Source organism: Pseudomonas sp. OST1909 (assembly GCF_015277575.1).
Classification (GTDB): Bacteria; Pseudomonadota; Gammaproteobacteria; order Pseudomonadales; family Pseudomonadaceae; genus Aquipseudomonas; species Aquipseudomonas synxantha_A.
Genome location: NZ_CP063780.1, coordinates 5,664,589 through 5,685,894, shown reverse-complemented (window position 1 = coordinate 5,685,894; position 21,306 = coordinate 5,664,589). Strand labels below are relative to the sequence as shown.

The following is a 21,306-nucleotide window of genomic DNA, read 5'->3' as shown; positions in this document are numbered from 1 at the left end:
AACGTGTACCCAAGGAACGGAACTGCCCATGTCATTTCTCTTCGAGTTCAAGAAGTTGATCTTCTTGTCGGCTGCGCTGCTGTTTGCCTCCAATTCGGCAAATGCCGAAGAGCCCAATCCGATTGGTGACTGGTGGATTATCTACGGCAACGGCGTGGCCCAAAAAAACATCATGTACGTCGCCGATGCCACGTCGGTAGTGCCTTCTGAAAAAACTAAAGGCGCGACCATGGTCGCGGTGACCCTGGTTTATGAAGAGCCCGGCAAGCCAATGATCGACGTGTACAACCTCGAAGCCCAGTGCTCTACGGGCAAAGTGCGCTTTATCAATGGCCAATCCGTCGAGCGTCTGGCTTACACCCTGCGCCATCTGAAAGTTGCCAATCAATGGCAAACCCCGAAAGAGTTCTGGGTACAGCAAGCGCTGAAGTTTGCCTGTGCGCCGGGCAGTCGAGCTAAAAACGACATGGCCGCCGTGGGCAAGATGGAATACCTGCAGATGATCGAGATGCTGCAGCAGATGTTCTTCAAACTCGCACCGATTCAGGAAAAGAGCCAGATGATGGACAACATCGACAGCCTGCTCGAACTGAATAAATAAGCCTGGACAGCCAATGACTTACATACGCTTATTGTTAACCACTCTGTTGGCCGTCTTGCTCTTGACTGGCTGTTCCACTATTGCGCAAAGCCGCTGGGAAGGGCGTGATATGCAGGAAGCGCTGGACTTGTTCGGCAAACCCGATTCGATGAAAAAGGAACTCGGTTCGAACGGCGAACCCTTGGCGGTGCTGACCTGGTACAAGTCCGCGAGCTGGACCACCACCGAAGCGGCCGGGACATCAATGACCCATACCGGTAATGGCATGGTGTACACCGAACACTATCAACAAGTCGGGCACAGTTCCGATTGCAAATTGCAGGCGAAGATCAATCAACAAAAGAAGATTGCGCAGTTCCTGATCGAAGATGGACGAATTCTTCATGGCAAGTGCACCAATGTCAGGTATGTCCCCGGTTATATTCCCCCAGGAATGTGAGCGGTCTTCGCGGTCAGGGGCCTTGTGCCGTCATGGTGTATTGGGGCCAGAGGGGCGTGGTTGGCTTTTGAATGTCAATGTTTTCCCGTCTGAGCTCCCTTCGCTATGCGCCGTGGTGTGTCAACCCTCTATAAAATCCCCTTTCCAAATGTCAATCCGTCATAGCGTGATTGACAGTCAACGGTGTTTCTCACGCAAACCTCATAAGCCCGGTAAGTCAGGGGCTACAACGCTGTCAATGTCGAAGGTGCTAGGTGGTACGAAGCATTACTGGCCGGATGACCCGTTGGTGGCCGAAGCGACGGCCCGGATCAAACCCAGAAAGCCTTGAGTGTAAGTAACTCCCCAGTCGTTTTGATGACTGGGGGGTTACCTGAAAGCGTTGAATCACAGCAAGGAGGTTGTCTTGAAGGGCTTAAAGCGCTTCAAGTGCACTGTCAAATTGCTTATGCGCGTCTGGCAGCGATTTGCTCGCTTGGGCGTGGATGCCGCAGGTGTACTCGATAAACGAATGCCCGGCGGTTTCAGACTGGGCAATATTGTAGTTCTGAAAGGGCAGCATGGCCCTGCGCACCGGCGACTGATCCAGGATGTTCTTGAATGTGGTGCTCGCGTCATCAGCGATCCACAGCCTTCTTACTTTTCTCTGCTGGTTGCCATCGATGAATTTATGCCGGGCATGCAGGACCCGCAGGTTATCCATCACCAGAATGTCCCCTGGCTCAAGGCTGATGGGGGTAATGTAACGCTCGTTGGTGGAGTAGTGGGTCTGGATGTATTTAAACGCCGCGTTGGCCCATTCGGGGATAAACGCAGTGCTGTCATACCGGTAGCGAATTCTTAACGTTTCGTCATCGATTTTTTCAAAGACGGCGCAATCGATGGACAACAAGTCGTCGCGGCAGTAAGTGACACTGCCGCTGGTCATCAATATTTTTAATGTCTCGGCGTTATTGGCAAGCAGGTCATTGTAGATTTTCTGCCCATCCACCAGGAAGTTGTCGCCGCCAAATTCAGGTTTTGAAACGCACTGGAGAATGACGAATTTGGGTGGCGTGATTTTTTTCGCAGTGCCCTCTACGTAGGCGATGCCATTCAAGAACGACCCATCGGTATGCGGGAAAAAATCGCTCGACAGTTCGCCATGATAATCATCCTTGAAACGTTGCCAGTCCTTGTTGATCGGTTCGCCACCGCCCACCACGCCATGTTCATCGGACTTGGTATGAAACTGAATCAGCCCGAACTTGCCGGCGGTCTCTCTAAAGGCTTCCAGAGAGTGGTCTTGGGGCTTGATAACGCAATATCCATGCTCTTTCAGAAACGTTGAGATTTCTTTGGTTTCAAAAAAATCAAACTTACGTATGCTCATTTCACGCTCCTTGTTTTATTGGAAGAACTTTTTACAGGCCGTTGAAAAAATGATCGAAGATCATCTTCAAACCAAAAAACGTCACCCCTGCCTTTAACAGCATTGCGCCGACACGCTGCGATATACGGTCTCTGAGAAAGCCGCCCAGGTACGAACCCAATGTAGAGGCGGTAATCATGATGATGATCAGGTTGGCGTAATCCATGAACGCGAAACCTGCAATAACAAAGGCGGCGACCTTGAGCCCGTGCAGTACGCTCATTTGCATGGCGTGGGTGACAATTACTTCGTTTTTATTAATATTCATCTTCATCAGGATGGGCTGCGATATCAAACCGGTTACGGCCACGAACAGTGAAAGAAAGGTTTGAAAAAAGCCCACCAGGGCAAAGTTTTTAAATATAAAACCCAGGCGTGCGACGATCTTGGTCCAGGTGATGGCCAGGATGAAGAAGCCGAGAATCAGTGATAAATACTGCTCGGGAAATTTGCCGATGAAGAAGTAACCGATGAACGCGCCGACCAGGCAGCCGATAACGTATTTAGGCAGGATTTCCACTTTTGCACTTTTGAAATCAAACGCGAATCGACTGGCGTTGCTGACCATTTGAATCAAGCCGTGAACCGGTACAACCGCAGAAATGGGGATGAATTGAGGCATAACCGCAAGCAGTCCAATTCCGCCGCCCACGCCAATGGCAGCCGTCATGAATGACGTAATAAAACTGACGCCCACCAATAGATACAAACCATCAGAAAGTTCGAGCATTGTTAATTCCTATCCAATTTTATAAAGCGTAAAGCGTATATATCGATGCGCAGGCTTCTCATCGAGTGAGTAAACCGGGCGCAATCGCCTGCGAGCGCGCTGAGAGAGTCAGGCGCTTTGAATCTGGCGTAGAAGTGGGTATTGCTACGTGAATAAAGGGCAGCAGTGATCGCCGCTACTTATAAACTTCCTGCGATAAGTCATTAGCCTGTCATCACTCTGAAGTGATGCGATACGTGCCAGAAACTACGCCATGACTGAGGGGGGTAGAACATGTATATGTTTTACCCACCGATACGCTCATGGCGAGCCTCTCTTACAGCACTCGATTTACTGCTCAGGCAGGGCCCAGGCGATGATGCTGTCACCTAACTTGGTTGGGATTCGGTCATGACCGCCAACCACCGCCACCACGTACTGTCGACCCTGGCTCATGTAGGTCAAGGGCGAAGCCTGATTGCCTGCCGGGAGGCGTTCTTCCCAGAGCAGCTCACCGCTTTCGCTGTTGTAAGCCCGCATGAACCGGTCAATAGCGGCACCGATGAACGTCACGCCGCCAGCGGTTGTCACGCCGGTTGCATCACTCGGCGTACCGATTTCGAAGCGCATCTTGGAGGCGATCCCCCAAGGTCCACTGTCATAGCCTGTGCCGAACGGGCGGCTCCACACGACATCGCGAGTGCGCAGGTCGATACCGGAGATAAAGCCCCAGGGTGGCGCAATGCAAGGCTGGTCCAGGGATGACATCCACGGATCTTTAATCGCGCCGTAAGGCAGGCCGGCCTGGACGCGGAAGCCTTGGGCATTGCCCGGCGACTCCTGGAACGACTTGGCATTGATGGCGTCGAGCTGTTCGCGCGGTACCAGCCCCTGCATATAAGGAAGGCGCTGGTTGTTGATGATCAGCAGCCCTCGCTTGAGGTCGACCATCACACCGCCCCAGTTCAAGCCGCCATGATGGCCGGGGAAGATCAGGCTTTGCTGGCCCACGACCGGCGGGGTGAAGATCCCTTCGTAGCGTGCCTGGCGAAATTCGAGGCGACATTGCATCTGATCGAAAGGCGTCAGGCCCCAGGCATTGGCTTCGGTCAGCACTTCCGGTGTTTTCGATGGACGCCCCATGGTGCTCGGCATATCCGGGGACAGTGGCTGGGTGGCTGCGGTGTAGTCTCCCGGGGCGGTGCCCTGTGGGACAGGAGCTTGCACGACATCCACCAGTGGTTCGCCGGTGGCGCGGTCAAGCACGAACAACTGGCCGGATTTGGTCGCCTGGATCACGGCCGGACGTGGCCCGGCAGCCGTCGGAAAATCAATCAGGCTGGGTTGCGGGCTCAGGTCGTAGTCCCATAGATCATGGTGGACTGTCTGGAAGTGCCAGCGGACTTTACCGGTGGTGGCGTCCAGTGCGACCAGGGACGAGCTGAACGTGTCTTCTTGTGCTGTGCGGGTGCCGCCATAGAAGTCGCCCGCTGCGTTGCCGGTGGTGACATACACCAGGCCCAGTTCATCGTCGGCCGACAGCGGTGCCCACGAGTTGGGGGTGCTGAGGGTGTAGGTCTCGTTGTTACCCGCGGGGGCGTTGGTGTCTGGCCGGCCCAAATCCCAGGCCCACTTCTGTTTGCCAGTTACTGCATCGTAGGCGCGCACCACGCCCGAGGGGGCAGGGCGCACATCCGAGTCGAGTACTCGGCCACCGGTGATCACCACCCCGCGAATGACCAGAGGGGCAGACGTGATACCCGTCGAGCCTTTTCTGAAAGTGCCCAGCCCGTCTTTCAAATCCGCAAAGCCTGCGTTGCCGAAGTCGGGGCACGCCTGGCCGGTCAGGGCGTCTACCGCGCCGAGGCGAATATCATTGGTGCCCCAAATGATGCGCGAGGCGCACAAGCCACTGGCATTGGGGACTTCGAAATAAGAGACACCACGGCAATAGGCGCCGCCATTGGCGAAGTAGTCCGGGTCGACTTTGGAGTCGAATCGCCAGTTCTCCTTTCCAGTGGTGGCATCCAGGGAAATGATGATTTGCTTGGGGGTGCAGGTGTAGAGCGAGTTACCCACCTTGATCGGCGTGGCTTCGTTCAAGTACTTGGTTTTCTCACCGGGTTGCTTCACGTCGCCGTGGTGGTATTCCCAGGCTTTGACCAGGCCCGACACATTCGAAGGCGTGATTTGCGACGCGGCTGAATAGTGGTTGCCCAGATTGGAGCCTGCATAGGCGGTCCAGTTGGTCTCGGTGTGTGAGGCGGCAATATTGCCGTCTGGAGAGGCGACGGTACTGCGGCTGAAGGCGGCGGCGGGGCGTGTGGTGGCCAGCGTCGAGTCGGCAAGGTGAACGCTTTTCGGGAAGAACAGCGGCACCAGGATGGTAGCCCCCATCACCAGCGGCAGCACACCCATAATGGTGAAGTAATGACTTTTTCTGACCTTGGCAAAATCACGCCGTACTACGGGCCAGAACGCCAGGAACGGCACGCTGAGAACCGCCAGCCAGGCCAGGCGTGGAATATAGGCCCAGCCATCGTAACCAGACTCCCACACCGCCCAGGCATAGGTGGCCACGGAGGCTGCGCCATAAAGGTAGAGGCCCAGGGACTTTTTCAGGCCCAAGAGGATGGCCGATAACAACAGCGCGGTGCCCATCATCGCGTAATAGGGTGACCCGCCCGCGGCCATCAGCACGCCGCCTTTATAGGCCAGCATCACGCCAAGCAGGGCAACCACTGTGTTGTACACCCCGAACAAGAGGTTTGAGACTCCCGCTGCACTACCCAACGTCCTTTCGTTCATGGCCACCATCCCTGTGCGATTCGATACGGATCCGAGTCCGAGCGGCGCGCATGATTGCCTATTGTTGTAACGAAATACAATATGTAGTGAAAAAATTAACTGTTTGGTGATTTTTTTGTATTCTGTTTTGATTAGAAACAATTGTGCTAGGCTGCTTGGCCCGTTATTGGGCGCGGTGATGGCGAAGCTGCGGCACTGACGGGGAGTCAGTGACGTGCTCTAGATTTGGCTTTCTTCTGGCACTGCGCGTTGATCAGTCTTGAGTCGGCCGACTTGATCCAGGTGGCGCCAGAGAAACTGTGCGGCTTCTTCACGCCGATCAGACTCGATGAGGTCGAGCAAATGGATGTGTTCCTGGCATTGCGCCTTAAGACGCGTGCGATCAATGTTGGCCTTGTAGCCCATAAAGCGCCTGAGCTGATTCTGGTGGCGTATGGCGTCGATGAAAAAAACATTGCCGGAGCACTGCACGATCATTTCGTGAAACTGGGCCCCCAGCTGGAACAGTTGCGCGCGGGACAAGGTCTGGATCTCGCCGTCGATCAAGGCCTGTTGCTGTTGCCTGGCCTGGGCAAACGCGGCGTGATTGACCTGATAACCGGGCTCAAGCAGCGCCGCCGGTTCGATGGCCATCCGGAAACGGTAGCTATGAATATGCGCCTGCGTGTTATGCACGAAGTCCTTGAGGCCCCACCCTTGGCCTGGCTTACGCTCCACCATGGCTTCGCCGGCCAACCGGTTCAGCACCTTGAGCAACTGCCCCCGGGGCACCTCATAGCGTCGCAACAACTGCGCTTCGAAAAAGTGCGCCGGTATTTCTCCGCTCAGAATGTCGTCGACCACACGCAGGTAAAAGTCCTCGAATGGATCGCTGGCGCAAGGGACTGCGGCTTCCTGAATCTGCCCGGCACCTTGTTTGAGGAAATAGCCACGATTGGGCTCTTGAATGGCAAGGTCCCACTCGGCGAGCAAGGCAAAAACCCGCCGGATCGGCGAGCGCGACACCCCGAGCGCTTGCGCAAATGTCTGCTCGCGCAAGGGCTCACCGGCTTTCATCGAACGGGCGCGAACCATGTCGATGACGCGTGGGGCCAACTGCAGGGCGAGGTCTTTCTTGATCACAGGTTTTATTCCGAATGGTTAGCTTCAGTCCGTTCCCGTCGGGGCAGATGCCCCCACCGCACTGGAGTGGGAAAATACCATACGAAGAGCATGAGTATTTGCACTGACCACTTTCAATAGCGTGGCGCTGGAGCCGCGAATGAGGCTCCAGGCTGATGATTTGTTTATTCCCAGGATGGATAGTTACCCATGCTCAAATTCAATGCTCACCTCGGTTTCCAGTTCAACGAATTGCCTTTTCTGCAACGCATCGAAGCCGCCGCCGCTGCCGGCTTCAGGGCGGTGGAGTTCCCATCGCCCTATGAATTTGACGCCAGCCTGCTCGCCGATCACCTGGCTCAATACAACCTGCCGTTGATTCAGTTCGCAGCTCCGGCAGGTGTTACCAAAGGCATCGCTGCCTTGCAGGGCAAGGAGCAGGAATTTCGCGATGGGCTGCGCGAGGCGGCCCGCTATGCGAAGGCGCTGAACTGCTCGGATGTGCACATCATGTCTGGCGTGACCACGCCCCAGGATGAGCGCGCGCCTGCCTACGCAAGTAACCTGGAATACGCGGTCAAGTACCTCGAAGATCAGGGTTTGCGCGCGCTTATTGAAGTGATCTGCCCGCAGGCGATGCCCGGCTATTACATGTCTGACTTCAGCAAGGCGCAACAGGTGCTGGAAACCTTTACGAGTGTCGGGCTGATTCTGGATCTTTACCATGCCCAGCTTTTGACCGGCGACGCAGCCGGGGTGCTGGCGCAGTTTTACGACAGGACCGTCCATGTACAAATCGCCGACAACCCGGGGCGTCATGAGCCGGGCACCGGGACCATGGACTTTGCCGCCTTGTTCGCGGCGCTGGAGCAGCGTGGCTACCGAGGATGGATCGGCTGTGAATACCGCCCATCCGGCACCACGGTTGAAAGCCTTGAGTGGCTTAAGCCGCTGCGGGCCCAGGCGTTGAAACCCTAGGGGTTATTGTGCGGCAGGCAGCAGGAAGCGGGCGATCACTGGCAGGTGATTGGAAATCCGCAATGTATCTTCCTGCCGCACCTTCGCTTCCACGCGTTTGATCCGCGAGCTGTAGAACAGGTAATCCAGGGTGCGGTCCGGGCCATCAAGGCTTGGGTCGTTGGGGAAGTGCGTCAGCCATTTCTCACGGTCGATGCCACTGGATTGGCTGTTGCTGGGGATCATCGGGTATTTGTCCCACAGCAGATGCAACTCACTGTCCGGCGAGTACTGGCCGCGCTTGCTCGCGTCCAGGCGCAGGAACTGGCCCAGTGGCAGCAGGTTGAAATCCCCGCCAATCAACCAGGGTGTGCCGCGACCTTCGAGTTTATCCAGCAGTTTTACCGTGCTTGCCACTTGCTCCTGCACCGCGCTGCGCCCAGGTGCACCGCCGTCCAGGCGGGTGTTGAGCACCGCCAGTTGGCCTCCGTCGCTCAATGGCAGATATGTCAGCAGCAGAGCTGGCTTGGGTTGGAACTGGCGGCTGATGACGTTGGCATCGGCGGTCGGCAGTTGCAGGCGTTCGGCGTGCTCGATCTGGTAGCGGCTGAGTGTCGCCAGCTTGCGCCCGACGCTGCCGAAGATATGCAGGCTGGGCACAAAGTCGGCCTTCCAGTCGAAGGCCTGGGCGCTGCACGGGTAGAGGTCGACCAGACGCTCCTGCAACAGCGCAAGCTGGTCCTGATAGTGGGACGGTTTGGCGCCTTCGTCGAGCTCCTGCAACAGCAGGATGTCGGGTTGTTCGTCGCGGATCACCCGGGCCACTTCGTCGAGGCTGAAGGCCATGTCTTCGACGGTCGGGCGATCGTCCGGGCCGCTGCCGTCCGGGGTGTCGTACCAGAACACGTAGTTCTTGCCGGCCAGGTATTGCACATTCCACGTCATGACCTTGAGCGCCTGCCCCGGCAGCAGCGTCGGCGCACGGGGTGCCACGCAGCTGACGGGCAGGGTTTCTTTGTCGGCAGGGCGCCAGGTCAGGCTGTAGGTCAGCGCGGCCAGCAGGCCGGCGATGATCAACAGGCTCAACAGGGTGATGCGCAATAAACGGGTCATCGGCTCGGCTTATATGCGTGTCAGAAGAGGCACGGAGCATATCACCGCGCGTCGGCGTCGCCACCGATCAACATGAATAAACGGAACAGCACCACGCTGGTAAACAACTGCAGGAAGCTGTGCGCACTGTCCATCAACAGCCCCAGCAGCGGCGCGGGCTCGGGATACGCCGCCACGCTGGCACCCTTGAGCAGCCACAACGGCGTCATCACGCACAGCAGGCACACCAGGATTCGCCAGAAATGCCCGCGGGTCAGGCGAAAGCTTTCCTTCATCGCCTCCAGGGCCGGCATGCCGCGCAGCACCAGCAGGTATTCGGCAAACGCCAACACCACCATCAGCCACAAGCCCGGCAGGAAATACAGCGACAGGCCGAGCAATATCAACAACGTGCTCATGGCCGTCAGCAAGGCGAAGCGCGGCCACAGGCTCAGCGCCATGGCCCATACATCCTTGGTGCGTGGCGACTCGCCACGGGTGCGGGCGTCGAGAAACAGGATCAAGGCGCCGGTGTACAGCGGGTACACCAATAAACCCACGACCACGCTGTAGCCGGGAAACGCATCCGGGCCCAGCGTGTGGTCCAGTATTTGTTGCAGCAGGGCTTCGAGGATCACCAACGGCAGGCACAACTGCACGATGGCGCCCAGGTTGCGCTGGGTAAAACGCAAGGAGTCGCGCAAAACGTCTAACGGATTCATCAGGGTCATCACAGGCCTGGAAGCAGAGGGCCACACTTTAACCGATCAGGGTCCAAAGGGGCGCAAACGTAAACCTTGAGTAAAGACCATTGAAACAACTCGTAACATCCCCATAACTGGAAGGCACCCGGCCTGATCACAGGCGGGACCGGAATTTTTTATCGGCAATCTAACGAGGTCGCCATGAACAGCGAAGAGCAAACCCTGATCGATGGACTGTTTTCACGGTTGCAGCAAGCCGAAACGGACTCAGCCCCCCGCGACGCCCAGGCCGAAGCGCGGATCAAGGAGCACATGACTCGCCAACCCGCCGCCGGCTACTACATGACCCAGTCATTGCTGGTGCAGGAACATGCGCTCCAGGCTCTGGATGCACAAAACAAGCAACAGGCGCAACAGATCCAGCAATTGCAGGATGAACTGCAGCGGGCCAAGTCTGCGCAAGCGGCGCCGGCCAGTGGTGGTGGGTTTCTGTCGAGCATCTTTGGCGGTAGCTCCCGCGAGCCACAGCCTGCGCCGAACAACTCCGGTGGGGGCTGGCGTGAGCCGGCACGGCCGTCTTTCAACCAGCCAGCACCGCAGCAAAACTATCAGCCGCCGCAAGCACCGGCTGGCGCACCCGTGGGCAGCGGTTTCCTCGGCGGCGCCATGAAGACCGCTGCCGGTGTGGCCGGTGGTGTGTTGCTCGCCGAAGGCATCAGCAGCCTGTTCCACCATAATCAGCAGCCACAGGTGGTGGAAGAAATCATCGAACAACCGGCACCGGCCAGTGACCAGGGTGACTGGGGCAACGATGACCAGAAGTTTGCCGGCAATGACAGTTGGGGCGGCAACAATGCCGACGGCTTCGCTGACAGCGATTATTCCGACGATTCCTCTTCCTTTGGCGACGACGATTCTTTCGTCTGACACCTCTTGGCCCGGGGCGCCACGGCGCTCCGGTCTGATTTTTTCCCGGAAACGCTCCCTTGGCTGGCATACTGGCGCCCTTTCCGGGCGCTGGCGCCTGGCTGTCCATGAGGAAGTGCGGTGAAGAAAATTGCAGTGTTCGCCGATGTACAAAACCTCTACTACACCGTGCGCCAAGCCTATGGCTGCCACTTCAACTACGCCGCCCTGTGGGCTGACATCAGCGCTCGCGGGCAGATTGTCGAGGCGTACGCGTATGCCATCGACCGTGGCGACAGCAAGCAGCAGCAATTTCAGCAGATCCTGCGCAACCTGGGCTTTACGGTAAAACTCAAGCCGTATATCCAGCGCAGCGATGGCTCGGCCAAGGGCGACTGGGACGTGGGTATCACCCTCGACATCATGGACGCCGCCGACCATGTCGACGAAATCGTACTGGCCTCCGGTGACGGCGATTTCGACATGCTGCTCGAACGCATCATCCAAAAGCATGGCGTGCGGGCCGTGGCCTACGGCGTGCCGGGGCTGACGGCCAACTCATTGATACGCGCCGCCAGCCACTACGTGCCGATCGAAGGCGCGTTGTTGCTCAAATAGAAATAGATTGTTGAATGGAGTTGGAGCAGGTTTGGAACGTATAGCGGTCATCGACTTTGAAACCACCGGCATCACCCCCAGCAGCCAATGCCGGGCCACGGAGATTGGCGTGGTCATCCTCGAGCGCGGTCAAATCGTGGACCGCTACCAGAGCCTGATGAACGCCGGTGTGCGCATACCGGCCTTTATCGAACAGCTCACTGGCATCAGCAACGCCATGCTGCGCAGTGCGCCACCGGCTGAACGGGTGATGAACGAAGTCAATGAGTTCGTCGGCACCACGCCCTTGATGGCGCACAACGCCGCCTTCGACCAGAAGTTCTGGGACTATGAGCTCGGCCTGATCCGCCGCACCCGCCTGCAGAAATTCGCCTGCTCCCTGCTGCTGGCCCGCCGCCTGATGCCGGCTGCGCCCAACCACAAGCTCGGCACCCTCAACGCCTACGCCAAACTGCCCCACACCGGCCAGGCTCACCGGGCGCTGGCGGATGCGGAAATGGCCGCCAACCTCACGGCCCACCTGGCCCAGCAACTGCGCCAGACCCACGGCCTGCGCGAACTGTCCCATGACCTGTTGTGCACCTTGCAGAAAGTGCCTGCCGCCAAAATCAATGAGCACCTGAAAAAGCATCGCGGGTTCTGATCCGGCCACCCCCTCCAGAACACTGGAGTTCCAATGTGGGAGCTGGCTTGCCTGCGATAGCGGTGTATCAGCCAGCCATTTATTGCCTGACCCTCCGCTATCGCGGCATGGGTATCTACACAACTCTGACGTAGCAACCATCAGTAACCACGATGCGAAGCGAGCCGCTCTTGATCTTGATCTGCTTTTGATCTTGATCTTAGGCGCCCCGTTAAACCACGCTGGCCGGAATTCGACAGGGATTTGGGGGGTAAACCGGCAGGGATGCCGGTTTAGCCGCCCCGCGCCATGGATGGCGCGTGGCGGCGGCCCCCTAAATCCATGGCGGATTACGGGCACACCGAGCCTAAGCGAGGTGCCGAGTGGTGGGGCAAGAGCCTTTTGGTTACTTTTGGCTGGGCCGGCATTCCGGCTCTTTTCAAAAGTGACCCGCTGTAAAAGCGGAACCAACAGTGGCCGTTACCCAAAAAACGGATATGTACTCAGTCTGATCCAGCGTCCTGGTCGGCCCTGAGGCCGCCATCGGGAGCAAGCCCCCTCCCACATTTGGATCGCGGTGCGTCAGTTAGAAGCTATAAGCTGACAGGCAGCAAGCTCCCTTGCAGAGGAGCAGCAGCGTACCAAAGTTGTGTAGATACCCATGGCTATCGCGGGCAAGCCCGCTCCCACAGGGGTTATGCGTCGTTTATCGAGACTGTGCGCACACCAACGCCTGGTCCACCACTCCCTTCGCCATCTCCACCAAATGCATCACCGCCCGCTGCGGCGCCGTCATTACCTCACCCGACCCATGGGCCGTCTCCACCGCGCAATGCAACAAATCCGCCGCATGGGCCAGGGCGTCTTCGAAGCTCAGGTTGTCATTCAGGATAAAGATCGGCGCATCCGGGGCGGATGCCTTGAGGTAGTAGTCGATGGCGCGACGGTGGAGCAGGGCGTCTTCGCTGAGGAAGTCGGTTTTGGATTTGGGTGGATCGGGGGTGACTTTTTTGGCCATGGTGAAACTCCTTGCTGGAAGAAGTCGACACCGTTCGCTTGCACGCGAATTAGGGTGGCAACTGTGCGTAGGTGTGCAAGACCGGGGCAAGGATCCAAACCCAGCAGGCCCGAAGGCCTCCCACGCACAGCCGCCATAACAGGCATATCGGCTGAAGGTTTATTTATGATCTTGCTTGCCATCGGACTTGCACGTCCGGTCACCGAACATTCGATGACAGGGCGAGACTAGCTACCGAATCCGACGGAAACAAGGCCGTGGGATTCTCTCGGAAACGTCCCGCAAATGAAAGGGATCGATCTTGCTGGCCACTGAAACACCGCGCGGTTGATGGCGTTTTTATGTGTCGTCGGAACAGTCAGTAGGTTAAGTCCTGCGTTGCTGTCGGAGCGTTCCGGTTTTCCTTTTGCTCAAGAGGATTTCTCAACAGACCTTTAATCTCCGGCTCTCGTGACCATAAGGAAAATGAGTTTGATGCGAGTCGAAATCAGCGAAAAAGTCATCCAGCTATTCGTCGATATCATCGGTTTTATCGACCGAAGCGAAGTGACGGAGCAAACCGATTTCATCCATGACTACGACATCATTGATGACGACCTGACCTGCTTTGTCATGCAGATCAAGTGGCAGTTCAAGCTGCAAGCGACTCAGGAGGATTGGAATCACATCACGACCATCAAGCAGATCGTTGATTTGATCGTCCAGCGCAGATCAAGCCCTTTGTAGGAGCGAGCTTGCTCGCGAAGAACGTCAACGGTGACGCTGGCGTCCTGAATGCACGCGGCGCTCTCAGGTCCTTCGCGAGCAAGCTCGCTCCTACAGTGTGCGGTAGTTCAGCCACCATTTTTCCCATTGGCTTCCAACTGCCCCAACGGCACCCGTCGCTCTATGGCGCTGGACAAAATAATCGAGGTCTTGCTGAACCCGAACTTCGCCACCCGATTAATCAGGTCTTCCAGCTGCGGCATGGTGCCTACCGCCGCTTGCATGATCACGCACGGGTCGCCCGTGACCCGGTGGCATTCGGTCAGTTCGGGAATTTGCGCCAGGGCGTCGTATACCTTCTGGCTGCCGTGATTGGTCAGCCGCAGTTCGATCACGCATTGAATCGGCAAACCCACTTTGGATAAGTCGACTTTGGCCTGGTACCCGGTGATCACTCCGCTGGCCTCAAGCTTGGCCACGCGTTCGGCCACGGCGGGGGCGGAGAGGTTTACGGTGCGCGCCAGTTGCGCGTAGGAAGCACGGCCATCTTCAAGCAGGGCGCTGAGGAGCATGCGGTCGTATTTGTCCATGGTAAGGCTCCGGTTGCGCGTGGCTTTCGAAAGCACGGGTTATAGACCTCATAACCGTGGTTTGAAAAGTGTATGGGCAGTTTAAACAGGTTTTGTAACTTAAGTTTATCCACCTTCGTTTCTAGAATAAGTCTCCCTTTTCCTGCCATTAGAGCCGCCCAATGCCTGGCCCACGTCGCTTTCCCTTACCGTTGATCGCCGCCTTTTTCGCGTTGTATGTGATCTGGGGTTCCACTTACCTGGTGATCCGCATCGGTGTGGAGTACTGGCCGCCGCTGTTGCTGGCGGGGATTCGGTTTTGCACGGCGGGTGTGTTGATGTATGGCTTCCTCAGGTGGCGTGGGGTGCCGGCGCCAACCTGGCCGCAGTGGAAGGCCGCCGGGATGATCGGCATTTTGTTGCTCACCGTGGGCAATGGTGGTGTCAGCGTGGCCGAACACATGGGTGTGTCGTCCGGTGTGGCGGCATTGGCCGTGGCGACCGTGCCGTTGTTTACCCTGCTGTGTGGGTTTTTCTGGGGCGCGCGTAATACGCGGCTGGAATGGGCCGGGGTGATTCTGGGGATCATTGGCATCGCCATGCTCAATATGGGCAGTACCTTGCAATCAAGCCCATCGGGTGCAGTTTTGCTGTTGGTTGCGGCGGCCTCCTGGGCTTTCGGCTCGGTGTGGAGCCGCCACCTGCCACTGCCCCAGGGCGCCATGGCCAGTGCCGCAGAAATGCTCGTGGCCGGCGTGGCGCTGCTGATTGTCAGCGCGCTGTCGGGCGAGCACCTGCAGGCCATGCCGCCACTGGAAGGCTGGCTGGCTCTGGCCTACCTGACGGTATTCGGCTCGATCATCGCCTTCAACGCCTATATGTACCTGCTCAAGCATGTGCGTCCGGCAGCGGCGACCAGCTATGCCTACGTGAACCCGGCTGTGGCGGTGTTGCTGGGGATTGTATTCGTCGGTGAGACCATCGGCCTGGAAGAAGCCTTGGCGATGTTGGTGATCATCAGCGCCGTGTTGCTGATCAGCCTGCCCCAGTGGCGCAAGCCCAAGCCGGAAATAAGGTAAACTGCCGCGCATTACGCCCTTGCGCTGAATTTTTCCTACGGTAACTACATGACTTTCGCCACCCTTGGCCTGATCGAACCCTTGCTGCGCGCCCTTGAGACGCTTGGCTACCAGACCCCGACGCCGGTGCAGGCGCAAGCCATTCCGGCGGTGCTGGCCGGTCGCGACCTGATGGCCGCGGCCCAGACCGGCACTGGCAAGACCGCAGGTTTCGCCTTGCCGCTGCTGCAACTGCTGACCATGGAAGGGCCGAAAGTCGCCGCCAACTCGGCGCGTGCGCTGATCCTGTGCCCGACTCGCGAACTGGCCGAGCAGGTTCACGCCAGCGTCGCTGAATATGCCCAGCACCTGCCGCTGACCACCTACGCGGTGTACGGCGGGGTAAGCATCAACCCGCAGATGATGAAGCTGCGCAAAGGCGTCGACATTCTGGTCGCCACCCCTGGCCGGCTGATCGACCTGTTCCGCCAGAACGCGCTGAAGCTCAACCAGCTGCAAACCCTGGTGCTGGATGAAGCCGACCGTATGCTCGACCTGGGCTTCTCCGAAGAGCTTGCCAACATTTATCGCATGTTGCCGAAAAAGCGCCAGACCCTGTTGTTCTCTGCGACCTTCTCCGATGACATCCGCCTGTTGGCTGGGCAGATGCTCAACGACCCGCTGAGCATCGAAGTCAGCCCGCGCAACGTCGCTGCCAACACCGTCAAGCAGTGGGTGGTGCCGGTGGACAAGAAGCGCAAGCCGGAACTGTTTGTGCACCTGATGCGCAAGGGCCGTTGGAAGCAGGTATTGGTATTCGCCAAGACCCGCAACGGCGTGGACGCCCTGGTGGACAAGTTGCAGGGCCTGGGCATCAACGCCGACGGCATCCATGGCGACAAGCCCCAGGCTACCCGCCAACGCGCACTGGACCGCTTCAAGACCAGCGAGGTGCAAATCCTGGTGGCCACTGATGTGGCGGCCCGTGGCCTGGATATCGAAGACCTGCCGCTGGTGGTCAACTTTGACCTGCCGATCGTGGCCGAGGACTACATCCACCGTATCGGCCGTACCGGGCGTGCGGGCAACACTGGGGAGGCGATTTCCCTGGTGTGCGCTGATGAGGTGAACATGCTCTCGGCGATCGAGATGCTGACCCGCCAGACCCTTACCCGCAAAATGGAAGCGGATTTCGAGCCGGAGCATCGTGTACCGGATACCGATGCCAGCGGGCAGGTGGTGAAGAAGCCGAAAAAACCGAAGAAACCTAAAACGTCCGGTGGTGGCGGTAAGCGCAACCTGGGCAAGTGGGTGGACAGTGGTGACGTGGCGCCGGCTGAGCCGTCGATCAAGCCGGTGCGCAAGGTGCCGGTGTTTAATACCGGGCCGCGTAAGAAGAAGTGATTTTGCGCTGTGGCTGATGGCCTCATCGCACGCAAGCCAGCTCCCACCTTTAAATTGTGAATACAGTCAAAGGTGGGAGCTGGCTTGCCTGCGATGGCGGCCTTGAATCCAGCGCGGCTCTCAGCGTTTAAGCCACTCCAACATCCCCAGCCCAGCCGCTCTGCCACTGGCAAAACACCCCGTCAGCAAATACCCACCAGTGGGCGCCTCCCAGTCCAGCATTTCCCCCGCACAAAATACCCCAGGCAATGGCTTGAGCATCAACCGCTCATCCAGCGCTTCAAACGGTACACCCCCCGCCGTGCTGATCGCCTCATCCATCGGCCGCGTTTTCACCAATGTCAGCGGCAACGCCTTGATATCCACTGCCAACTGCGCCGGATCAGTGAAGTGTTCAGCGGGCGTCAGCTCGCGCAGCAGGGCCGCTTTCACGCCATCCAACCCCAACTGGCTGTGCAAATGCTTGCTCATCGACCGCGAACCCCGGGGCTTGGCCAATGCGGCCTGCACCTTGTCCAACGGCTTGCTCGGCAGCAAATCGATATGCACCGTGGCCGCACCGCTGCGGTTGATCGCTTCGCGAATCGGCGCCGACAAGGCGTAAATCAAACTGCCTTCAATGCCGGTGGCGGTGATCACGCATTCGCCCAGCCGAGGTTTGTCGTCTCCCAAGCCAATGGCGACGTTTTTCAACGGTGCGCCAGCGAATTTGCTGACCATCAACTCGCTCCACGCCGACACTTCAAACCCGCAGTTGCTCGGTTGCAAGCGCGCATAGGGCAGGCCTTTGCCTTCAAACAGGTTCAGCCACGCACCGTCAGAGCCCAGGCGCGACCAACTGCCGCCGCCCAGGGCCAGCAACACCGCGTCGCTGTGGACAACTTTGTCGCCGTCCGGGCTGTGGATAAGTAAATCGCCCTCGGCATTCCAACCGGTCCAACGATGTCGGGTGTGGATAACCACACCTTGATCCCGCAGGCGCTTGAGCCAGGCGCGTAACAGCGGCGCGGCTTTCATGTCGGTAGGAAATACGCGGCCGGAGGTGCCGACAAAGGTCTGGATACCCAGGCCATGGATCCATTCGCACAACGCCTCGGCGCCAAAGCTGCGCAGCAGCGGCGCCATGTGCGGGGCGCGTTCGGCGTAGCGCGACAGAAACGCGGGGTAGGCTTCGGAGTGGGTGATGTTCATGCCGCCCACACCGGCCAGCAGGAACTTGCGCCCCACTGAAGGCATGCCGTCGTACAGGTCCACCTGCACGCCCGCTTGGCTCAAGACTTCGGCAGCCATCAGCCCGGCAGGGCCACCGCCGATAATGGAGACGTGGTGGGCAGAAGTCTGAGGCATGGGCAGGGCTACGGTGATGTGAATAGGCCGAGCATTCTACCCGACCACGACGCCGCTGCCTGATCAAAAAACGTACACTTTCCTACAGGCCATGCGGCCACTCGCTTGCAGCCGCTTACGCTCAAGTTATCCACAGGCCGTTCCACAGGCATTGTGAGTAACACCCAGAATTCAATGACAGCCTGATGACGTCCACACCCGCTGCGCGCTGTGATGCAGGATGCCGTGACGACGGGCGAGGGCGGGGCGGTCTTTGCTGTAACCGCCGCCGATCACGCCCATCACCGGTATGTCGCGGCCCAGGCAGTGGCGCATCACGCTTTCATCGCGGGCGGCGACGCCTGCGTCTGTCAGCTTGAGGTAACCGAGGGCGTCGTCCTTGTGTACATCCACGCCAGCGTCGTACAACACCAGGTCGGGCTGGTAGAGCGGCAGCAAGTAGTTGAGCGCGTCATCCACTACCTTGAGGTAGTCGGCATCGCCCATGCCCATGGGCAGCGGGATGTCCCAGTCGCTTTGGGCCTTGCGTGCCGGGAAGTTCTTTTCGCAGTGCAGCGACACGGTGATGGCGTCCGGTGTGTCGCGGAGGATGCGGGCAGTGCCATCGCCCTGGTGTACGTCGCAATCGAAGATCAACACGCGATTGACCCGGCCGCTGGCCAGCAGGTAGCGGCTGATCACTGCCAGGTCGTTGAAAATGCAGAAGCCCGCCGGATAATCGTAATGGGCATGGTGGGTACCACCGGCCAAATGGCAGGCAAGGCCATGTTCGAGGGCCTGTTCAGCCGCCAGTATCGAGCCACCCACCGCGCGCACGGTACGTCGAGCCAGGGCTTCGCTCCAGGGCAGGCCGAGACGGCGCTGGTCTTCGCGGGACAGTTCACCGCCCATGTAGCGTTCGATATACCCAGGTTCATGGGCCAGGGCCAGGATGTCTGCCGGGCACAGTTGCGGGCGCAGCAATTGGCTGTCCTGGGTCAAGCCACTGTCCACCAGGTGGTCACGCAACAGGCGAAACTTGTCCATGGGGAAGCGGTGGTCCGCCGGGAACTCAGGGCTGTAGTCTTCGTGGTAGATCAATGGCAAGGGCATGGGATTTTCTGACGGGAACCTGCGAAGGATCTTAACAGCGCTGTACACTCACGCACATGGCAAGGCAGGGGGACCCATGGAGCCGATACTGGAATTGGAAAGTGCACGCTTGGTGCTGCGCCAATGGCGCGACAGCGACCTGCCGGAATTTGCGCGCATGTGCGCTGACCCGCAGGTGATGCGCTACTTTCCGGCTAAATTGAGCCACTTGGAAAGCGCCGCGCTGATCGGTCGGATTCGCGGGCATTTTGCTGAATATGGCTTTGGTTTCTGGGCGCTGCAGCGCAAGGACACCGGCGAATTTATCGGCGTGACGGGGCTTGCGAATGTCAGCTTCGAAGCGGGCTTCACCCCGGCGGTGGAGATTGGTTGGCGCCTGGCCCGTGAGCATTGGGGCCTGGGCTATGCCAGTGAGGCGGCCTGGACCGCACTGCGCTGCGGCTTTGATCGCTTGCAGCTGGACGAAGTCGTCGCCTTTACCACCGAAGCCAATCTGCCGTCACAAAAAGTCATGCAGGCCATCGGTATGCATTACGATCCGCAGGCAGATTTCGAACACCCCAAAGTCGCAGCCGGTGACCCGCTGCGCCCGCATGTTTTGTACCGCATCACCCGCGCCCAATGGTTGGACACGCTGCACGGATAAGCAGCCCGGAATGCCCTATTGATTGTAGGAGTTGCTCTATGAGCCAAGTATTGGAAGATCTGGTGGACTTGCTGACCCTGGAGCCGATCGAGGAGAACCTCTTTCGCGGCCGTAGCCAGGACCTGGGCTTTCGCCAGTTGTTCGGCGGCCAGGTGCTGGGGCAGTCGTTGTCGGCGGCCAGCCAGACCGTAGAAGAAGCGCGGCATGTGCATTCCCTGCACGGTTATTTCCTGCGCCCTGGCGATGCCGCGTTGCCGGTGGTGTATTCGGTGGACCGCGTGCGCGATGGCGGCAGCTTCAGCACGCGCCGTGTCACCGCGATTCAAAAGGGCCATCCGATCTTTACCTGTACCACCTCGTTCCAGTACGACGAAGCTGGCTTCGAGCACCAGACCACCATGCCGGTGGTGGTGGGCCCGGAGAATCTGCCGTCGGAGCTGGAGCTGACCCAACAGCGTGCGCACCTGATCCCCGAGCATATGCGCGACAAGCTGCTGTGCCCCAAGCCCATCGAAGTGCGCCCGGTCACCGAAAAAGACCCGTTCAACCCGCAGCCGTCCGACCCGGTCAAGTACGTGTGGTTTCGTGCCGACGGCGCCTTGGCGGATTCGCCGGCGCTGCATAAGTACTTGCTGGCCTACGCCTCGGACTTCGGCCTGTTGACCACCTCGTTGCTGCCCCACGGCAAGACCGTGTGGCAGAAAGACATGCAGGTGGCCAGCCTCGACCACGCGCTGTGGTTCCACGCCGACCTGCGTGCCGATGACTGGTTGCTGTACGCCATGGACAGCCCATGGGCCGGTAACTCCCGGGGTTTCTCCCGCGGCAGCGTGTACAACCGCGCCGGGCAACTGGTGGCATCGGTGACCCAGGAAGGCTTGATCCGCCATCGCAAGGACTGGGCATGAGCCTGTCAGACGTTAAACATTGGGTGTTCGACATGGACGGCACGCTGACGGTGGCGGTGCATGACTTTGCCGCCATTCGCGTGGCGTTGGAGATTGCGCCTGAGGACGACATCCTCACGCACCTTGCCGCATTGCCGGCGGATGTTGCGGCAGCCAAACATGCCTGGCTGCTGGAGCATGAGCGCGAGCTGGCGCTGGGTTCGGTCGCGGCCGAAGGTGCCGTTGAGCTGGTAAGGGAATTGGCCGGGCGTGGTTATCGCCTGGGGATCCTGACCCGCAATGCGCGGGAGCTGGCCCATATCACCCTGCAAGCGATTGGCCTGGCGGACTGCTTTGCCATTGAGGATGTGCTGGGGCGTGATGACGCGCCGCACAAGCCTGATCCGGGTGGCCTGTTGAAACTGGCGGCGGCCTGGGGGGTAGCGCCGAGCGAGATGGTGATGGTCGGGGATTATCGCTTTGACCTGGATTGTGGCCGGGCGGCGGGGGCCAGGACGGTGTTGGTGAACTTGCCGGATAACCCGTGGCCGGAGTTGGCGGATTGGCATGCCGAGGATTGTGCGGCGCTGCGCCGAATGATCTAACCCAGGC

22 protein-coding genes and 1 pseudogene are annotated in these 21,306 nt (G+C 58.8%); 13 read left to right on the top strand and 10 right to left on the bottom strand.

Going from position 1 to position 21,306, the window contains the following annotated elements:
- Positions 1 to 28 precede the first annotated feature (28 nt).
- Both IH404_RS24760 and IH404_RS24755 read left to right on the top strand, forming a co-directional pair.
- Positions 29 to 601: a hypothetical protein gene (locus IH404_RS24760; RefSeq protein ID WP_194439309.1), complete on the top strand. Its 573-nt coding sequence runs from the start codon at positions 29 to 31 to the stop codon at positions 599 to 601.
- A gap of 13 nt (positions 602 to 614) precedes the next feature.
- Complete coding sequence (locus IH404_RS24755) at positions 615 to 1,040, top strand: hypothetical protein (RefSeq protein ID WP_005791680.1); 426 nt, start codon at positions 615 to 617, stop codon at positions 1,038 to 1,040.
- A 415-nt stretch (positions 1,041 to 1,455) separates the two neighbouring features.
- Here the strand turns inward: IH404_RS24755 and IH404_RS24750 are convergent, their stop codons facing one another.
- From IH404_RS24750 to IH404_RS24735, 4 genes are all read right to left on the bottom strand, one after another.
- On the bottom strand, positions 1,456 to 2,412 hold the full coding sequence (locus tag IH404_RS24750) for a TauD/TfdA family dioxygenase (RefSeq protein ID WP_005791679.1): 957 nt from the start codon (positions 2,410 to 2,412) through the stop codon (positions 1,456 to 1,458).
- A gap of 31 nt (positions 2,413 to 2,443) precedes the next feature.
- Entirely contained in the window at positions 2,444 to 3,181 is a 738-nt protein-coding gene (locus IH404_RS24745) for a TSUP family transporter (RefSeq protein WP_005791677.1), read from the bottom strand.
- Positions 3,182 to 3,511: 330 nt separating this feature from the next.
- The gene (locus IH404_RS24740) at positions 3,512 to 5,968 is read right to left on the bottom strand and encodes a membrane-bound PQQ-dependent dehydrogenase, glucose/quinate/shikimate family (RefSeq protein WP_005791676.1); all 2,457 of its coding nucleotides are present in this window, start codon (positions 5,966 to 5,968) and stop codon (positions 3,512 to 3,514) included.
- Between the two features lie 219 nt (positions 5,969 to 6,187).
- Entirely contained in the window at positions 6,188 to 7,090 is a 903-nt protein-coding gene (locus tag IH404_RS24735; RefSeq protein ID WP_005791674.1) for a GntR family transcriptional regulator, read from the bottom strand.
- A 189-nt stretch (positions 7,091 to 7,279) separates the two neighbouring features.
- On the opposite strand from IH404_RS24735, the gene IH404_RS24730 reads away from it, so the two are divergent.
- Complete coding sequence (locus IH404_RS24730) at positions 7,280 to 8,047, top strand: TIM barrel protein (RefSeq protein WP_194439307.1); 768 nt, start codon at positions 7,280 to 7,282, stop codon at positions 8,045 to 8,047.
- 3 nt (positions 8,048 to 8,050) lie between these two features.
- Here the strand turns inward: IH404_RS24730 and IH404_RS24725 are convergent, their stop codons facing one another.
- Both IH404_RS24725 and IH404_RS24720 read right to left on the bottom strand, forming a co-directional pair.
- Positions 8,051 to 9,139: an endonuclease/exonuclease/phosphatase family protein gene (locus IH404_RS24725; protein WP_194439306.1), complete on the bottom strand. Its 1,089-nt coding sequence runs from the start codon at positions 9,137 to 9,139 to the stop codon at positions 8,051 to 8,053.
- A gap of 41 nt (positions 9,140 to 9,180) precedes the next feature.
- A complete protein-coding gene (locus IH404_RS24720) occupies positions 9,181 to 9,840 on the bottom strand; it encodes a YciC family protein (protein WP_005791669.1) in 660 nt (219 codons plus the stop codon).
- Between the two features lie 183 nt (positions 9,841 to 10,023).
- Between IH404_RS24720 and IH404_RS24715 the strand changes: the two genes are divergently transcribed.
- The 3 genes from IH404_RS24715 to IH404_RS24705 all read left to right on the top strand — a co-directional run bounded on the left by IH404_RS24715 (position 10,024) and on the right by IH404_RS24705 (position 11,989).
- Positions 10,024 to 10,749, top strand: a complete 726-nt coding sequence (locus tag IH404_RS24715) for a DUF2076 domain-containing protein (RefSeq protein WP_005791668.1) — start codon at positions 10,024 to 10,026, stop codon at positions 10,747 to 10,749.
- A 120-nt stretch (positions 10,750 to 10,869) separates the two neighbouring features.
- Positions 10,870 to 11,346 (top strand): NYN domain-containing protein, encoded by a 477-nt coding sequence (locus IH404_RS24710; protein ID WP_005791666.1) that lies wholly within the window; start codon positions 10,870 to 10,872, stop codon positions 11,344 to 11,346.
- 31 nt (positions 11,347 to 11,377) lie between these two features.
- Positions 11,378 to 11,989 (top strand): 3'-5' exonuclease, encoded by a 612-nt coding sequence (locus tag IH404_RS24705; RefSeq protein ID WP_005791664.1) that lies wholly within the window; start codon positions 11,378 to 11,380, stop codon positions 11,987 to 11,989.
- 685 nt (positions 11,990 to 12,674) lie between these two features.
- Here IH404_RS24705 and IH404_RS24700 read toward each other — a convergent pair.
- Complete coding sequence (locus tag IH404_RS24700; protein ID WP_005791663.1) at positions 12,675 to 12,986, bottom strand: DUF3077 domain-containing protein; 312 nt, start codon at positions 12,984 to 12,986, stop codon at positions 12,675 to 12,677.
- A 474-nt stretch (positions 12,987 to 13,460) separates the two neighbouring features.
- Between IH404_RS24700 and IH404_RS24695 the strand changes: the two genes are divergently transcribed.
- Both IH404_RS24695 and IH404_RS27930 read left to right on the top strand, forming a co-directional pair.
- Positions 13,461 to 13,712, top strand: coding sequence for a hypothetical protein (locus tag IH404_RS24695; RefSeq protein WP_059397676.1), 252 nt, complete (start codon positions 13,461 to 13,463; stop codon positions 13,710 to 13,712).
- Positions 13,697 to 13,810 (top strand): annotated as a pseudogene (locus tag IH404_RS27930) (outer membrane lipoprotein carrier protein LolA); the annotation flags it as partial. The gene IH404_RS24695 and the pseudogene IH404_RS27930, both read left to right, overlap by 16 nt.
- A gap of 9 nt (positions 13,811 to 13,819) precedes the next feature.
- Here IH404_RS27930 and IH404_RS24690 read toward each other — a convergent pair.
- Positions 13,820 to 14,281: an Lrp/AsnC family transcriptional regulator gene (locus IH404_RS24690; RefSeq protein ID WP_005791661.1), complete on the bottom strand. Its 462-nt coding sequence runs from the start codon at positions 14,279 to 14,281 to the stop codon at positions 13,820 to 13,822.
- Between the two features lie 161 nt (positions 14,282 to 14,442).
- On the opposite strand from IH404_RS24690, the gene yedA reads away from it, so the two are divergent.
- Positions 14,443 to 15,339, top strand: coding sequence for a drug/metabolite exporter YedA (gene yedA, locus IH404_RS24685; protein WP_005791660.1), 897 nt, complete (start codon positions 14,443 to 14,445; stop codon positions 15,337 to 15,339).
- Positions 15,340 to 15,387: 48 nt separating this feature from the next.
- A complete protein-coding gene (locus tag IH404_RS24680) occupies positions 15,388 to 16,722 on the top strand; it encodes a DEAD/DEAH box helicase (protein WP_078822399.1) in 1,335 nt (444 codons plus the stop codon).
- A 120-nt stretch (positions 16,723 to 16,842) separates the two neighbouring features.
- Here IH404_RS24680 and IH404_RS24675 read toward each other — a convergent pair whose 3' ends face one another.
- Positions 16,843 to 18,069, bottom strand: a complete 1,227-nt coding sequence (locus tag IH404_RS24675) for a TIGR03862 family flavoprotein (RefSeq protein WP_005791658.1) — start codon at positions 18,067 to 18,069, stop codon at positions 16,843 to 16,845.
- Positions 18,070 to 18,240: 171 nt separating this feature from the next.
- Positions 18,241 to 19,161, bottom strand: a complete 921-nt coding sequence (locus tag IH404_RS24670) for a histone deacetylase (protein ID WP_194439303.1) — start codon at positions 19,159 to 19,161, stop codon at positions 18,241 to 18,243.
- A 76-nt stretch (positions 19,162 to 19,237) separates the two neighbouring features.
- Here IH404_RS24670 and IH404_RS24665 point away from each other — a divergent pair, with 76 nt between their 5' ends.
- The 3 genes from IH404_RS24665 to IH404_RS24655 are packed head-to-tail and all read left to right on the top strand — an operon-like array spanning position 19,238 to position 21,299.
- Complete coding sequence (locus IH404_RS24665; RefSeq protein WP_005791656.1) at positions 19,238 to 19,807, top strand: GNAT family N-acetyltransferase; 570 nt, start codon at positions 19,238 to 19,240, stop codon at positions 19,805 to 19,807.
- A gap of 38 nt (positions 19,808 to 19,845) precedes the next feature.
- Positions 19,846 to 20,715, top strand: coding sequence for an acyl-CoA thioesterase II (tesB, locus tag IH404_RS24660; RefSeq protein ID WP_005791655.1), 870 nt, complete (start codon positions 19,846 to 19,848; stop codon positions 20,713 to 20,715).
- Positions 20,712 to 21,299, top strand: coding sequence for an HAD family hydrolase (locus IH404_RS24655; RefSeq protein WP_078822395.1), 588 nt, complete (start codon positions 20,712 to 20,714; stop codon positions 21,297 to 21,299). Before tesB ends, IH404_RS24655 begins: the two co-directional genes overlap by 4 nt.
- Positions 21,300 to 21,306: the final 7 nt, after the last annotated feature.

What these genes read in the sequence shown, in the direction of transcription:
- IH404_RS24760 (WP_194439309.1), top strand. Translation starts at nt 29, where the DNA reads ATGTCATTTCTCTTCGAGTTCAAGAAGTTGATCTTCTTGTCGGCTGCG.
- IH404_RS24755 (WP_005791680.1), top strand. Translation starts at nt 615, where the DNA reads ATGACTTACATACGCTTATTGTTAACCACTCTGTTGGCCGTCTTGCTC.
- IH404_RS24750 (WP_005791679.1), bottom strand. Translation starts at nt 2,412, where the DNA reads ATGAGCATACGTAAGTTTGATTTTTTTGAAACCAAAGAAATCTCAACG.
- IH404_RS24745 (WP_005791677.1), bottom strand. Translation starts at nt 3,181, where the DNA reads ATGCTCGAACTTTCTGATGGTTTGTATCTATTGGTGGGCGTCAGTTTT.
- IH404_RS24740 (WP_005791676.1), bottom strand. Translation starts at nt 5,968, where the DNA reads ATGAACGAAAGGACGTTGGGTAGTGCAGCGGGAGTCTCAAACCTCTTG.
- IH404_RS24730 (WP_194439307.1), top strand. Translation starts at nt 7,280, where the DNA reads ATGCTCAAATTCAATGCTCACCTCGGTTTCCAGTTCAACGAATTGCCT.
- IH404_RS24725 (WP_194439306.1), bottom strand. Translation starts at nt 9,139, where the DNA reads ATGACCCGTTTATTGCGCATCACCCTGTTGAGCCTGTTGATCATCGCC.
- IH404_RS24720 (WP_005791669.1), bottom strand. Translation starts at nt 9,840, where the DNA reads ATGAATCCGTTAGACGTTTTGCGCGACTCCTTGCGTTTTACCCAGCGC.
- IH404_RS24715 (WP_005791668.1), top strand. Translation starts at nt 10,024, where the DNA reads ATGAACAGCGAAGAGCAAACCCTGATCGATGGACTGTTTTCACGGTTG.
- IH404_RS24700 (WP_005791663.1), bottom strand. Translation starts at nt 12,986, where the DNA reads ATGGCCAAAAAAGTCACCCCCGATCCACCCAAATCCAAAACCGACTTC.
- IH404_RS24695 (WP_059397676.1), top strand. Translation starts at nt 13,461, where the DNA reads ATGCGAGTCGAAATCAGCGAAAAAGTCATCCAGCTATTCGTCGATATC.
- IH404_RS24690 (WP_005791661.1), bottom strand. Translation starts at nt 14,281, where the DNA reads ATGGACAAATACGACCGCATGCTCCTCAGCGCCCTGCTTGAAGATGGC.
- yedA (WP_005791660.1), top strand. Translation starts at nt 14,443, where the DNA reads ATGCCTGGCCCACGTCGCTTTCCCTTACCGTTGATCGCCGCCTTTTTC.
- IH404_RS24680 (WP_078822399.1), top strand. Translation starts at nt 15,388, where the DNA reads ATGACTTTCGCCACCCTTGGCCTGATCGAACCCTTGCTGCGCGCCCTT.
- IH404_RS24675 (WP_005791658.1), bottom strand. Translation starts at nt 18,069, where the DNA reads ATGCCTCAGACTTCTGCCCACCACGTCTCCATTATCGGCGGTGGCCCT.
- IH404_RS24670 (WP_194439303.1), bottom strand. Translation starts at nt 19,161, where the DNA reads ATGCCCTTGCCATTGATCTACCACGAAGACTACAGCCCTGAGTTCCCG.
- IH404_RS24665 (WP_005791656.1), top strand. Translation starts at nt 19,238, where the DNA reads ATGGAGCCGATACTGGAATTGGAAAGTGCACGCTTGGTGCTGCGCCAA.
- tesB (WP_005791655.1), top strand. Translation starts at nt 19,846, where the DNA reads ATGAGCCAAGTATTGGAAGATCTGGTGGACTTGCTGACCCTGGAGCCG.
- IH404_RS24655 (WP_078822395.1), top strand. Translation starts at nt 20,712, where the DNA reads ATGAGCCTGTCAGACGTTAAACATTGGGTGTTCGACATGGACGGCACG.